General features: G+C 54.0%; 10 protein-coding genes. 3 read left to right on the top strand and 7 right to left on the bottom strand.

Features of this window, described 5'->3' with window-relative positions; all coding sequences use genetic code 11:
* Positions 1-9: 9 nt before the first annotated feature.
* The 4 genes from ACZ5FM_RS21015 to ACZ5FM_RS21000 all read right to left on the bottom strand — a co-directional run bounded on the left by ACZ5FM_RS21015 (position 10) and on the right by ACZ5FM_RS21000 (position 3,653).
* Positions 10-636, bottom strand: coding sequence for a nucleoside triphosphate hydrolase (locus tag ACZ5FM_RS21015; RefSeq protein ID WP_464040639.1), 627 nt, complete (start codon positions 634-636; stop codon positions 10-12).
* The gene (locus ACZ5FM_RS21010) at positions 633-1,415 is read right to left on the bottom strand and encodes an ATP-binding cassette domain-containing protein (RefSeq protein WP_250985231.1); all 783 of its coding nucleotides are present in this window, start codon (positions 1,413-1,415) and stop codon (positions 633-635) included. The genes ACZ5FM_RS21015 and ACZ5FM_RS21010 overlap by 4 nt, the downstream gene beginning before the upstream one ends.
* Positions 1,415-2,500 (bottom strand): ABC transporter permease, encoded by a 1,086-nt coding sequence (locus tag ACZ5FM_RS21005; RefSeq protein ID WP_312947788.1) that lies wholly within the window; start codon positions 2,498-2,500, stop codon positions 1,415-1,417. Before ACZ5FM_RS21005 ends, ACZ5FM_RS21010 begins: the two co-directional genes overlap by 1 nt.
* Before the next feature lie 130 nt (positions 2,501-2,630).
* Positions 2,631-3,653 carry a sugar ABC transporter substrate-binding protein gene (locus ACZ5FM_RS21000; RefSeq protein WP_275642327.1) on the bottom strand — a complete coding sequence of 341 codons (1,023 nt, stop codon included), beginning with the start codon at positions 3,651-3,653 and terminating at the stop codon, positions 2,631-2,633.
* Between the two features lie 293 nt (positions 3,654-3,946).
* Here ACZ5FM_RS21000 and ACZ5FM_RS20995 point away from each other — a divergent pair, with 293 nt between their 5' ends.
* Both ACZ5FM_RS20995 and ACZ5FM_RS20990 read left to right on the top strand, forming a co-directional pair.
* Complete coding sequence (locus ACZ5FM_RS20995) at positions 3,947-5,176, top strand: ROK family transcriptional regulator (protein WP_275642328.1); 1,230 nt, start codon at positions 3,947-3,949, stop codon at positions 5,174-5,176.
* A gap of 188 nt (positions 5,177-5,364) precedes the next feature.
* Complete coding sequence (locus ACZ5FM_RS20990; protein WP_192489230.1) at positions 5,365-5,892, top strand: DUF992 domain-containing protein; 528 nt, start codon at positions 5,365-5,367, stop codon at positions 5,890-5,892.
* Between the two features lie 71 nt (positions 5,893-5,963).
* Here the strand turns inward: ACZ5FM_RS20990 and ACZ5FM_RS20985 are convergent, their stop codons facing one another.
* The 3 genes from ACZ5FM_RS20985 to ACZ5FM_RS20975 form a co-directional block, all read right to left on the bottom strand.
* Entirely contained in the window at positions 5,964-7,334 is a 1,371-nt protein-coding gene (locus tag ACZ5FM_RS20985) for a virulence factor family protein (RefSeq protein ID WP_464040638.1), read from the bottom strand.
* A complete protein-coding gene (gene mprF / locus ACZ5FM_RS20980; RefSeq protein WP_464040637.1) occupies positions 7,331-9,931 on the bottom strand; it encodes a bifunctional lysylphosphatidylglycerol flippase/synthetase MprF in 2,601 nt (866 codons plus the stop codon). Before mprF ends, ACZ5FM_RS20985 begins: the two co-directional genes overlap by 4 nt.
* A 140-nt stretch (positions 9,932-10,071) precedes the next feature.
* Entirely contained in the window at positions 10,072-11,511 is a 1,440-nt protein-coding gene (locus ACZ5FM_RS20975) for a hypothetical protein (RefSeq protein WP_464040636.1), read from the bottom strand.
* A gap of 457 nt (positions 11,512-11,968) precedes the next feature.
* On the opposite strand from ACZ5FM_RS20975, the gene ACZ5FM_RS20970 reads away from it, so the two are divergent.
* Positions 11,969-13,279, top strand: a complete 1,311-nt coding sequence (locus ACZ5FM_RS20970; RefSeq protein ID WP_464040635.1) for an ABC transporter substrate-binding protein — start codon at positions 11,969-11,971, stop codon at positions 13,277-13,279.
* Positions 13,280-13,281 lie beyond the last annotated feature (2 nt).

The following is a 13,281-nucleotide window of genomic DNA, read 5'->3' as shown; positions in this document are numbered from 1 at the left end:
TCCAGCATATCACAACTCGATTGTCTCGACCCGCAAATCTGCGGGTCTTGAATTTCTGATCACCCGCTCGCCATTGGGAAGGTCATTGCCGTAAAGCTTGTGAGCAACGCCGTCGGCGTCCATACCAATATCCGTCCAACGCTGGGTCAACCGTTCAGTCAGGACATCGGCATCAGGACCGATAAATATCGTGTAATCAAAGCAGCCATCGAGCCTGGTCCACGGACTTTCGTTCAACAGCAGGTAATTGCCCTCCACCAGAATGAAACGTGTGTCTGCGGCGATCGCCCGAGCAGAGGCAATGGCAATTTCCCGTAACCGGTCAAACACCGGCACAAGCACTTCCTGATCAGCCTTGCGAACCGCAGCAATAATGTCTAGGAAGCCCCTGACATCAAAGGTTTCCGGCGCACCTTTGCGCGGTAGAAGTCCACGCGTCTCCAACAGTCCGTTGTCCAGATGGAAGCCGTCCATCGGCAGGATTTCCGCGCTGACTCCTTTTGCCAAAAGACGCTCACGCAGCGCCTCAGACACGGTTGACTTGCCGGCAGCTGGCGGTCCCGCAATGGCGATAATGAAACGCGGGTGTTCGGCCGCGCGTTTCGTGATGTCTGCAACCAGATCTTCCAGTCTCATGCGGCAACTACATCCTTTGGTGCTTCTCTTGCACCGGTCATGAATGCCACGGCATCCGACATTGAATAGTCCTTCGGTTTGATAACACACAACCGCCGTCCAAGCCGGTGGATGTGAATGCGATCTGCAACTTCGAACACATGCGGCATGTTATGTGAAATCAGCACGATCGGAAGCCCTCTGGATCGAACTTCCTGAATAAGCTCCAGAACACGCCGGCTTTCCTTTACGCCGAGTGCTGCAGTCGGCTCATCAAGAATGATAACTTTTGAGCCGAATGCTGCAGCACGGGCCACGGCAACACCCTGGCGCTGACCGCCTGACAACGTCTCCACCGCCTGATTGATGTTCTGAATGGTCATCAAGCCAAGCTCGGAGAGTTTTTCCCGTGAGAACTTTTCCATGGCCGGGCGGTCCAGTGTGCGCAACAGACTGCCACGCAAACCGGGTTTTCTTATCTCGCGACCAAGGAACATGTTGTCGGCGATAGACAAGGCCGGAGACAGCGCGAGGTTCTGATACACTGTTTCGATACCAGCCTTCCGGGCCTCGATTGGCGAGCGAAACTGGACCGGTTGGCCGTGCAGCCGAATTTCACCTTCATCCGGTGTGATGGCCCCGGAAATCGCCTTGATCAACGAGGACTTTCCCGCGCCGTTGTCACCAATCACCGCCAGAATTTCACCGGGATAGAGGTCAAAGTCTGCGTTATCTAGAGCGGTGACGCGGCCATACCGTTTAACAATACCGCGGGCTGTGAGAATGGGTTCGTTCGACATCAGCCAGCTACCTTTCTGATCCATTGGTCGATTGCAACGGCGGCGATAATCAGCACACCGATGAGAAGGTAAGTCCATTGCGGGTCCGTGCCGATAAGACGCAGACCAAGTGAGAACACCCCCACGATAAGAGCACCGAACAACATGCCAAGAATGGACCCACGCCCACCAAACAGTGACAGGCCACCAATCACCACCGCTGTGATGGATTCGATGTTGGCAAACTGACCGGCGGTTGGGGATACCGAGCCGATACGTCCAATCAACGCCCATCCGGCAAGCGCACAGATAACACCAGACAAAGTGTAGACCGAAATGAGCATGCGCTTGACGTTAACACCCGCAAGTTCTGCAGCCTCAGGGTCGTCACCAACAGCATAAACGTGTCGGCCCCATGCCGTGTGGTTCAGCACATACCAGAGCAGAGCAACCAGCAGGACCATGACGATCACGCCATAGGTGAATACCGCATTGCCCATGCGCACACTCTGGCCAAAAAACTGTAATATCGGCGCATTCTGGGAAATATCCTGCGCCCGGATCGTTTCGTTGGCGGAATAGAGGAAGTTTGCAGCCAGCACGATCTGCCACATGCCAAGCGTTACGATAAATGGTGGCAAACGCATGCGGGAAACAAGGAAACCATTGATGTAACCGCAAAGGGCACCCACCGCAAAACCACAGGCAATCGAGAGTGTGGGCGGCAGGCCGTAGCGGAACGTGAATTGCCCCATGATGACCGAGGACAACACCATGATGGCGCCGACGGAGAGGTCGATACCGGCCGTCAGGATGACCAGCGACTGAGCGGCACCGACGATACCGACGATCGCAACCTGCTGCAAAATCAAGGTTAGAGAAAAGGCCGAGAAAAATTTACCGCCCAACAGCAGACCAAACACTGCCAGCGACATGACAAGCACGATCAACGGCACAGCCGCGGGGCTGGAATGCAGGAAGTGCTGGAATTTCTCGATGGGTGTTTTGTCGTGTGTATCGAACGCGGCAAGCTGCGCAGAACTGCCCGTCAGAACTTTCTCGAATTCATTGTGCGGTTGGGCACGTGTTGTTGATTGGTCGTCCATACCACTCCTCCCCGGTCGTCCGTATTTTTCGCCGTCTGCTGTGCGGATGATATGCGAACAGAAGAGACGTGGGCACATTGAGGGAAAGGTGCCTCAGCACCTTTCCTGTTTCGGGATATTATTCAGGCGATCAGCCCCAGCACTTTGCCAAACCCTGCTTGGTATCGATGGATTCAACGCCAGCAACAGGCTTGTCTGTGACCAGCGTCACGCCGGTATCAAAGAAGTTCTTACCTTCAGTTGGCTTTGGCTTCTCGCCGGTATCAGCAAATTTCTTGACGGCTTCGACGCCAAGTGCTGCCATCGCCAGCGGATACTGCTGCGATGTTGCGCCGATTACGCCTTCCGCAACGTTTTTAACGCCTGGGCAACCGCCATCGACCGACACCAGCAACACATCCTTTTCACGACCAACAGCCTTCAGCGCTTCATAAGCGCCGGCAGCGGCTGGTTCATTGATAGTGTGCACGACGTTGATGGTCGGATCTTTCTGGAGCAGGTTCTCCATTGCGGAGCGACCACCCTCTTCGTTACCGTTGGTGATATCATGACCAACGATACGAGCGTCGTCTTCGTCACCGATCTTGTTGATGTCTTTCACATCAATGCCAAAACCCTTCATGAAGCCCTGGTTACGCAGAACGTCGACGCTCGGCTGTGATGGCGTGAGGTTGAGGAAAGCGATGCGCGCATCCTTTGCCTTGTCGCCGAGAGTGGCGGCAGCCCATTTGCCTATCAGTTCACCAGCAAGCAGGTTATCGGTCGCGAATGTCGAATCAGCAGCATCAATCGGCTCAAGCGGTGTGTCGAGTGCGATGACCAGCAGGCCGGCATCACGAGCCTTCTGAACAGCCGGTACAATACCCTTCGTATCGGACGCCGTAATCAAAATACCCTTTGCGCCATCGGCAATGCAGGTTTCGATGGCAGCGACCTGGCTTTCAGAATCGCCATCGATCTTGCCGGCATAAGCCTTCAAGGTAACACCGAGTTCCTTGGCCTTGGCTGTCGCGCCTTCTTTCATCTTCACGAAGAAGGGGTTCGTGTCTGTTTTGGTAATGAGGCATACGGATGTATCAGCCGCGGATGCCATGCCTGCAAAGGAAACGCCAAGCGCAAGTGCGCCAATAAAGGCGGAAACGGTCGTCTTCATATAGTCCTCCTAAAGACGTGCGGATGCTTCTTATGAAACTATCCGGGGGCCAACCTCCTCCAAGGTGTGAGCGGCACCACCACGCAAATGGAAACACCAAATGAACAAAGTGTCAATAAATAAATCCAATTGAATTATTAATTCGATATGGCATGCTCTGGACGCGTCAACACAATGCATGTCCGGTCAACTCGCCTGTGCAAGAGCGGAAAACAGGACCGAATACGCAATCAGGTGGCTTGTCGCGAATCCTGAGTGGCGGCATATGCAGTCATGAAGGGAGGGAGGAAATAATGTCTCGAGTAGCCGAGCCGACATGGCCTGCAACAAATGCCACCCTTGATATCAGCGGCGGCTCTAATCAGGTGCGCGTCCGGGCCTATAATGAGCGGCTCGTCCTGTCTCTGGTTCGTCGCCATCATGCCCTGTCAAAGGCCGAAATCGCCCGTCGCAGCGGGCTTTCCGCCCAGACCGTAACCGTCATCATGCGCGCGCTTGAAAATGATGGATTACTGTTGCGTGACGAACCCAAGCGCGGCAAGGTCGGCCAACCCTCCACCCCCATGCGACTTAATCCAGACGCCGCTTATTCCTTTGGTGTGAAAATTGGCAGACGCAGTGCTGATCTGGTGTTGATGGACTTTCTTGGCAAAATCCGGCTGAAACTGCGCCGCGCCTACCCCTACCCGCTGCCAGAAGGAATCATCTCCTTTGTAACGGACGGCATACGGGAGCTTGAAATGAAGCTCGACGAAAGCGAACGCAAACGCATCGTCGGCGCTGGCATCGCAGCGCCGTTCGAGTTGTGGAGTTGGGCGGAAGAAGTGGGCGCCCCACAAGCGGAAATGGACACCTGGCATGGCGTAAATCTGCAGCAAGAGATAGCCGACCGCATTCCTTATCCCGTCTACCTCCAGAACGATGCCACAAGCGCCTGTGGGGCGGAGTTGGTATTTGGTGCCGGCCAGAACCACGCCGATTTTCTCTATCTCTTTATCGGCTCGTTCATCGGTGGCGGCGTCGTTCTAAATTCCGCGCTGTTTTCGGGGCGCACCGGAACGGCTGGTGCGGTTGGTCCATTACCCGTCCAGCGACGGGACGGAAAAACCGTCCAGCTTTTGAAGATCGCCTCGATTTTCGTTCTCGAAAATATTCTGCGTGATCATGGCATTGATCCAAAGCCATTATGGTTCTCACCTGACGACTGGATCGATTTTGGAAAACCACTGGATATCTGGATCGATGATACCGCAGCCGCTCTGGCGCAAGCGGTAATCGCCGCAGCATCTGTCATCGATTTTTCAGCCGTGGTGATCGATGGCGGCTTCCCGAGTTGGGTACGCGAACGCATTGTAAATGCAACAAAAAAGGCACTCGGCGCGCATGACCTGCAAGGTGTTGTCGTGCCAGATATCATTGAAGGCATGGTCGGCAGCCAGGCCCGTGCCATAGGGGGTGCAAGCCTGCCCCTCTTCGACCGTTACCTCTTGGACCACAACGTACTTTTCAAGGAAACAGGTTGAAACCGATGAACTAAAAATCGGCCTGACGGCTATGAAAGCAGTTCTCCACAGTAAAGCCTCCTTATAAAAGCTCTCGCATTTTTATTGTCACGATAATGTCCCGTTTACGGAACAAAACGATCCCCGTTGAATTGAAATAAATATTGCGCAATACAATTTACCTGCTGGGGGTATACAAGGAGAAAAACATGAAAAAGACCGTTCCCATGGCCCTGCTTGGTTCTGCGTTGGCTTTGGCTGGTGCGACCTCATCTTTTGCCGCTGACTTGGCGAGAGAATATCCTGCCTATCAGAACGACGACGACCGTAACGGTGTGAAGATCGGTTACCTCGATTGCTCCGTTGGCGGTGGCGTTGGTTACGTACTTGGCTCCGCAAAGGAAGTAGAGTGCACATTCCAGTCCACAGTCGGCCGCAAGGCGACGGAACAGTACACCGGCGCTATCCGTAAAATGGGTATCGACCTTGGCTTTACCGCCAAAAGCCGCATCGTCTGGGCCGTATTTGCACCCACTGCCGGTTACCACCGCGGTTCACTGAGCGGTCTCTATCAGGGCGCTTCTGCAGAAGCCACGCTTGGCGTCGGCGTCGGCACCAACATTCTGGTTGGCGGCACCTCTGGTTCCATCCACCTTCAGACAATCAGCGTCCAGGGCCAGGTTGGCCTCAACGCAGCCGTAACCGGCACGTCGATGACACTGACATCTGTTCAGTAAACCTGACGTATTGTAAATCTGAACAGATTTTCTTTTGAGATACCGTCATCCCTAGGGGGATGACGGTGTTTTTATTTGCCAAGCCGCGTTTTCAGCAGCGTTAGAACACGTTGGGCCAGTGCTTCATAATCACCATCAAAATGATGTCCGCCTTCGAGTGCAACGACATTGGCGCCTGAACCTTCCAATGCAGGGCAGGCATTTTCGTCGTCGTCCTTGCCGTAGATGCATTGCACCATGCTGGCATCCATTTTCTTGATGTAGTCAACCGGATCGCCGGCAGAGCCCTCGCCCTGAATACCAAGCCAACCTTCCACGGACACCTTGTAATCAGCCTGATGTGACAGTGCCATCAGTGACATCAGGGCGACACGTTCCTTGTCTTTTTCTGGCAAGAGATCGTAAAGCGCAGGCAGAATATCGGCGCCGAATGAATAACCGACCAAAAGCACATGATGGACGCCCCATTGATGCCGGTAGGTTTCGATGATCCGTGCAAGATCGTCGGTTGCTTCCTGTGGTTTACGCTCCGACCAGAAATAACGCAGCGAATCCACGCCTACCACCGGGATACCTTGCTTTTCCAGATATCCACCCATTTCCTTGTCGATATCACGCCAGCCGCCGTCACCGGAATAGATAACAGCCATCGTATCCATGCTTGGTTTGGCGTCGAGAATGGTCAGCGGCAAACCAAGCGGTTGATCCGTGTCTCCGGCCGCATCCACCCGGTCACTAAGCGCCTGCAACAGTTCATCATTCGCCTGCCCTGTCACATCCTGAATATCGATATCGGGGTGTTTGGTTTGCAAGGCTGTGGCATGGTCACGCCCTTCCTGCTTTGCAGCAATAGAAAACAGCACCGTTACGGGCGTCGGCAGATCGCCATCTGTCAGCCCATAAATAGTGCGGTTGCCAGCCTTTTCCTTGGTCGCCGGCGTGCAGAGTATCCTGTTTTCAAGAGGAATGCCTGCCAGCGGATCAACGGCGATCGCTTCACCGATGGTCGATGCCGGGCTTTGCGCAATCATCGCCAATGCCAGTGCACCGCCTTCACCAACACCTGCAAGGATTGGCAGTCGGTAGGTTTGTGCCTTGGCCTCGCGCTGGATTTCGTGCGCCAGTTCTTCGATGTCGGAGATCATGTAGACGCAGTCACCTTCATCGGCACTGAGCGCCTTCATGTAGGTGGGAAAGTCTATACCAACGACGGCAGCACCCTTTTCAACCAAGGCCTTCGCCTGTTTTTCTTCCTCGTCGCCCCATCCGCCAGCATCAGACATCAGGAAAATGTTGGCCTGCACATCGCCCTCTGGAAGCATGATATGGCCAGGGGGCAGCATGCCCAATTGATAGTTTGGTTTGTCCTGCGCATTCACCGTATGCGGCAGGACCATGAACGCGCAGCCAAGGGCAGCATAGATCAAACGCGATACACTCATTTCCCAACCACTCCCCTCACGCCGCCTCCAATCAGAAGCGTTACATCCATCAAGGCAAGAGCCGCTCCTGCGCCATTCGAGACGGCAAGATAACGCGGCTCCCATTTCGGGTGAAATTTGGTCTTAAAGGCACGCAGACCTTTGAAGTTATAGAATTTTTCGCCGTGCTCGAAAAGCGTGCCACCAATCCAGTCCCAAACCGGTGCGATGTCACGTTTTGACATGCCCGATAGCGGAGCCATGCCGAGGTTAAAGGTGCGATATCCTTCGCTGCGCATTTGCTCCATGATGCTGATGAACAGAAAGTCCATCGCGCCACGTGGCGCCTCCGGCAGAAACCGCATCAAATCTACGGTTGCTTCCTGTTTGGTGTCAGTCACCATGACGGTGGCAAAGGCGACAATCTTGTCATCCTTGCGCAGGACGGCAACAGGCTGCGACAGCACATATTCATCCAAAAACGATCCGAGTGAGAATGTCTTTTCACGGGTGTTATGATGGGCAAGCCATGCATCTGAGATGTCCCGCAAATTGCCAAGGACAGACTTTGCCTCATCCGGTGTCAGCAGGCTGAATGCCAGTCCATCGCGCGTGCCGCGGTTCAACGCCTGGCGCAGGCCCGAAAGCCGACTGCCCTTCAAGTCAAAGGTCTCAAGATCGACAATTGCGAGTTCGCCCAGTTTGAACGCACGAAGCCCGGCATCGGCGCAATAGGAAAGCAGTTTCGGCGACACCTGATAGAAAGCGGCGCGTCCGCCAGCCGCTCGCGCCGTCTCCACAAACTGCCAAACCAGCTCCGACATTTCGGATTCTTCGCCGATTGGGTCCGTCAGACCAATCCATGAGCGCCCCTGAATGCCATACATGATAAAGGCATTGCCGTCTTGCGAAAACATGATGTGCTTGTCGGCCATCCGCACCAGATTGGCATCGGCCATATCCTGTGTTTTAGCGATGGCGATCGCCTTTTCGAGATCGGCGCCCCCCATTTCATCGGGTCTATAGGTGACGGGCCGCAACAGGCTGAAAATTGCCAGGGCACTTGATGCCAGAACCAGCCCCAGCAGAGCACGCAGGCTGCGCGGCGCTTCCTCGGAAAATTCGAATTCCCACCAGAGAGAGTGGCTATATTGCGTATCGCGGTAAACGAAGAACAGGATGGTCGCGGCGCCGGCAATGATGATTGCTATTGCCGATAACCAGGCTGGCCCCATTCTCATTCGCAGCAACGAGGCATGGCGGGTAAATTCCCCCGCACTCAGCAACATGACCGCAATGAATACGCCGAGAAACATGGCCTCGAATACGGCGACAGCTTTCAGCAAAGATAGGACAAGTGCCGCAGACGCTGCAATAATTCCAACCCACCATGCACCATCCAGCCGTTGGCCAATGCCGCGTGACGCAACGACCAATCCAAGTCCGAGAATGCTGGACAGGAAATGGGCAGCTTCCACAATCGGCAGCGGCAGAATACTCGACAGAAAATCGAGATTATCGTCAGGTGTTGGCGTAACGCTCGAAAAAATCAGCATGGCGCCAACGATAAGCGCCAGTGTCGAGAGCAACGACGGCGCAAGCCGAACCGTTATCTGTCCTATATCGGCAAATAGTGGCCTCGCTGCAAGCTGGCGGATTTCGCTCGCCACCAGCAGGACAGTTGCCAGCATAAGCGGCAGCACGTGATAAATGATGCGATAAAGCACAAGGCTGCCCAGAAGCGTGTCGATATCAATGGCATTGCCGAGCCCGGCAATCATCACCGTTTCAAAAACGCCAAGACCAGCAGGCACATGGCTCAGAACACCAAGACCAACCGCCGTCGCGAAGATCGCAAAAAACGATGGCCAGCCAACATGGGTGTCAGGCAACAGCACATATAGTGCCGTGGCTGTTGCCGCGATATCGAGTGCTGAGACAAGAAACTGGCGAGAAGCCGTGCGTGTATCCGGCAGACGCAGACGCAGCCAGCCAATGCTGACGGTGCGCTCACCGCGGGCCACAACAAACAACGCGACCATGATGCTAACGATAACAACTGCGCCAATCCGCAACCAGAGTGGATCCAGCCCAACAATCGAGGCTACGCGTGGTGCGACCATCAGCAACGAAAGCGCTGTTACAGCAAGAAGGCCAAGCCCGAAGGACAGCGTCACAAACGCAATAATCCGACCAATTTCACCGGGGTTCAGTCCGAGGCGAGAATAGGCACGAAACCGGATCGCGCCGCCGCTCAGCGCACCAAAACCGGCAGTATTGCCAATAGCATAGGCGCTGAACGCGGTAATCGCGACGGTTGGCAATGGCAGTTTTTTGCCGATGTAATCGATAGCGTTTACATCATAACAAATCAGCGCAACAAAACTTAAACCCGTAAACACGATCGCCAGCAAGATCGAGGTCCAACTGGTGCTGAGCAACGCGGTCTCGACTTCGTCGTAACGAACTTCGGAGGTTAGGTGGTAGATGGCGAAGGCCGTCAGTGCGAAAACCGCAATGATGGCAAGTGACGTCAGATAGGGCTTGAAACGAATGAGAAACGCCCAGATCGCCGAGGACGCGGGCTGTTGTTCAGGCACTTGTTCTTGTGCAGGCATGGAACACCGAATTGCTGTTCATTTACATTGAAGATAGCAGGAAATGTCACGCCGAAAAGCTCGGTGGATGTGCTGCAATGCGCATTAATAAAGGCGGAATAACGGCGCTATTTTTCACTCCGTTTTATATGCCTGTATGATCAACCAACCGAAGGCGTGGACAACAACCAAAGCCCGAAGACGGTATAAAACACCATGAGAGCCGCCAGCACAAGTTGCGAGACCACAGCTCTCTTCGCCTCACCGAAATGACGCAAGGCAATTGCGTGCGCCAGAACAATGCCAATCACATGGCCTGCCACGATAATGCCGGTCTGTGTCAGCCAGATAATTCTGACATCATCGATGTTGAGCAGGAATGATGTCGTCACATGCCAGTGCGCCATGCCAAACAGGTTCCAACCGAGTGCAAACGGGTCGGACATCATGATCAAGAGATACTGCCCATTGACGAGAAGAAGCGTCAAATAATGCGCCGCATGAAATGCAATCGAAATGGGAATGATGGAATAAACGAGTTTCCCGGAGAGACCCATCCATCCGGTTATATCTCTTTCCCCCGCAAGCCACGCACCCGCGATCACGGCTTTATAAAACAGCACGACAAGAATAACAGGTGAGGCAAGCAGACCTAACGTATTGACAGACATCACGCCACTTCGACCGGGAAACTCCAACGGGTTTACATCGATGAAACCAAGCCAGGTGAACGTCTCGGAAAAACCGTCAAATGACGCGGTCGCCAATGTCAGCAGAATAAAGATAACACCACTTGGTGGTAGAGCATCAGCAACGAGAGAACGGTCGCCCGGCAATATCAGCACAAACATCTTGCCGCTTTCCGAGTGCGACACCCCAATGGGCGACAACATACCGATCATGCGAAAGAACACTGAAAAGGGCTCACCTCTCGACAGCCATGCCTTTCCACCAAAGATCAAGATGCCAGTGAAATTCACCAACCAATAGACAATTACAGAGGTAGAAAGCCGGGGCGGATCATCTGGTGCGAGCGAGACAAGCTCAAACCATGCGAAAGCTGAAAACTGCAAAATTGCCGGCAGGAAACCGACAGAAACCGGTAAATTCACATGTGAGGCTTTAGCTAGCCTCGGCCCAACAAGCTTGCGAAGCAGGGCAACTGGACCGGTCCACGGATTAAGCCACGGCCAAAGACTGCCTGTGACCACCTGTAACAGCGTAAAACCAACCCACCAGCCGGTCCAGATCAGCAAGGGCAGAGGATTGCTTAGCGGATCGGAAGGCGCAACAAAACCCGCGACAACACACAGCAGCAGCAGCAGAAAAGACAGACAACTGAACGGGGTCTTCTGCACCGCGAAATATGGAGCGATTTTTATGCTGGCGCCCCCACTTTTGGCAAACCAGGCGCTCGGCGCAAATGCCAGCAAAAGAAATGAAAACAATACCGCCAGCGCACCGCCGGTGACATAAAACCCTGTCGGCAACAACATGACCAGGCCGCGCTCTGCGCCATGTGCACTGGCGTCACCTGCCATCATCACAAGAAACGCCACGGCAGCGATTTGCTTCAGGTGGGCGCTACCGCAATGTCTCACCACCCTCTCCTCCTCCAAAACCCGCCCGTTTCCGCTCCGTTGAGCCGGTTCATCTCACGCAGGCACGATGTTTCGCAAGCTGCATTTGATCGCGAAAAGGCCGACAAAACTCCAATAACTGGAATAAATTTCAGCAAACAACCTTTAAGCGTTAAAACAGTTTGTGCTTCAAACGTTTCAGGTGAAGAAAATACGACATTTGGTGGTCTTTAAGCGCCAAAAATCAAATGCTCTGTTTACGACGGCTAAAGCTGTTGTCATAAGATTGGTCAAACCAGTTGCCTTACATGCCGCCACGGTCCGACAGAGGAGAATTGTCGCCGTTTCGTATGCCAGTGAGTATGCCTGTACGCTTGAAAGCGGCAAATTCAAACAATGATCATGAGCCGCAATGTGCTGCCAGAACGGCTGCATTGCCGGGATAATCTTTACGCCATTTGCATGAGAGGGGAGTTTCATGTCCGACAAGATCATTAAGCCCGAGAATGCCATTATTACCCGCCGCTCTACCCTGTTGGGAATGGGCGCGGTTGTCGGAACAGGCCTTGCAGCGACTGCAGCACCGGGCTTCGTGCGCTACTCACAGGCGCAAACTTCGGAACCGATCAAGATCGGCATGCAGCTCCACCGCACCGGCATCGGCGCATCCTACGGTCGCTGGTATGAGCGTGTTGCAAAGGCCGCTGCCAAAATCATCAACGACGAAGGCGGCATTAACGGACGCCCGTTGGAAATCATCATTGAAGACGATGGTACCGACGCCAAACGCGGTGCAGAAGTGGTCGAAAAATTCGCAACCCAGCACAAGGTCGATGCGATCTACGGCACGCTTTTCTCGCATGTCGTTATCGGATCCGCGCCGCGTGCTGGCGAGTTGAAAATGCCATACATCGTGGTCTCAGAGGGCTACCATGTCGCGTCCGGCAATCTGAACCGTTATTGTTTCCAGCCGTGCATTACCGATGTTCGCAGCCAGGTCACGGCCATGGCGCCGTGGGTTTCGCAAAACCTCGGCAAAAAAGCGACGATGATTTTCCCGGATTATGCCTTCGGCCATGATCACCGCGACTATTTCTCGGCAGCCATGAAAGCGCAGGGTGGCGAGATTGTCGAAATGATCGCTATTCCGCCAACTGAGACATCCTTCACCCGATATCTGCCGCGTATTCCCTCGAACACCGAAGTTCTCTACCACGTCATGGTCGGCCCATCGGTCCTGACCTTCGTGACCGAACTCGGTCAATTCTACGGCTCACAACGCCCGGAGATTTTCGGGTTTATCGACAGCCTCGAAGCCGTTGATCTGGCCACGCCACAACTTTCCTATCTCGACGGAACCTATTTCTGGGAAGGCATGCCGCGTTATGCCCAGAAGGATCAGAGCGAATGGGACAAATTTTACCGCAATGCCATTGGCATTGATGACAATGGCGCCAGCACGGCCGATGCGAAAGACATCTCCACCTACGCCCATATGTTTGGATGCTGGGAAACACTGTTCGTCATCAAGAAAGCCATGGAAAAGGCCGGATATCGCGGACCGCAAGACAAGGCTGCCTTTATCGAAGCCATGGAATCCTTCGAAAAATTTGATGAGGGCCGTGATCACCCACAGGGCGACAAGCTGTTTAATGGTAAGAACCACCAATGTTACGGCCACCAGTACATATCGAAGGTCGAAAACGGCAAATTGAATGTAGTGCACAAGACCTCAATTGAGGATGGCGCCTATGAAGTTACCGCCGACTACACTAAAATGTCGCTCTGATC

The sequence above is a fragment of the Agrobacterium sp. 5Ca50 genome, assembly GCF_055381905.1.
The sequence above is the reverse complement of the archived record's forward strand: the minus strand, read 5'-3'. Positions and strand labels throughout refer to the sequence as shown.

Bases quoted from the DNA above. Each gene is read 5' to 3' on its own strand.
- ACZ5FM_RS20985 (WP_464040638.1), bottom strand. From the start codon at position 7,334: ATGAGTGTATCGCGTTTGATCTATGCTGCCCTTGGCTGCGCGTTCATG.
- mprF (WP_464040637.1), bottom strand. From the start codon at position 9,931: ATGCCTGCACAAGAACAAGTGCCTGAACAACAGCCCGCGTCCTCGGCG.
- ACZ5FM_RS20995 (WP_275642328.1), top strand. From the start codon at position 3,947: ATGTCTCGAGTAGCCGAGCCGACATGGCCTGCAACAAATGCCACCCTT.
- ACZ5FM_RS21010 (WP_250985231.1), bottom strand. From the start codon at position 1,415: ATGTCGAACGAACCCATTCTCACAGCCCGCGGTATTGTTAAACGGTAT.
- ACZ5FM_RS21015 (WP_464040639.1), bottom strand. From the start codon at position 636: ATGAGACTGGAAGATCTGGTTGCAGACATCACGAAACGCGCGGCCGAA.
- ACZ5FM_RS21005 (WP_312947788.1), bottom strand. From the start codon at position 2,500: ATGGACGACCAATCAACAACACGTGCCCAACCGCACAATGAATTCGAG.
- ACZ5FM_RS20970 (WP_464040635.1), top strand. From the start codon at position 11,969: ATGTCCGACAAGATCATTAAGCCCGAGAATGCCATTATTACCCGCCGC.
- ACZ5FM_RS21000 (WP_275642327.1), bottom strand. From the start codon at position 3,653: ATGAAGACGACCGTTTCCGCCTTTATTGGCGCACTTGCGCTTGGCGTT.
- ACZ5FM_RS20990 (WP_192489230.1), top strand. From the start codon at position 5,365: ATGAAAAAGACCGTTCCCATGGCCCTGCTTGGTTCTGCGTTGGCTTTG.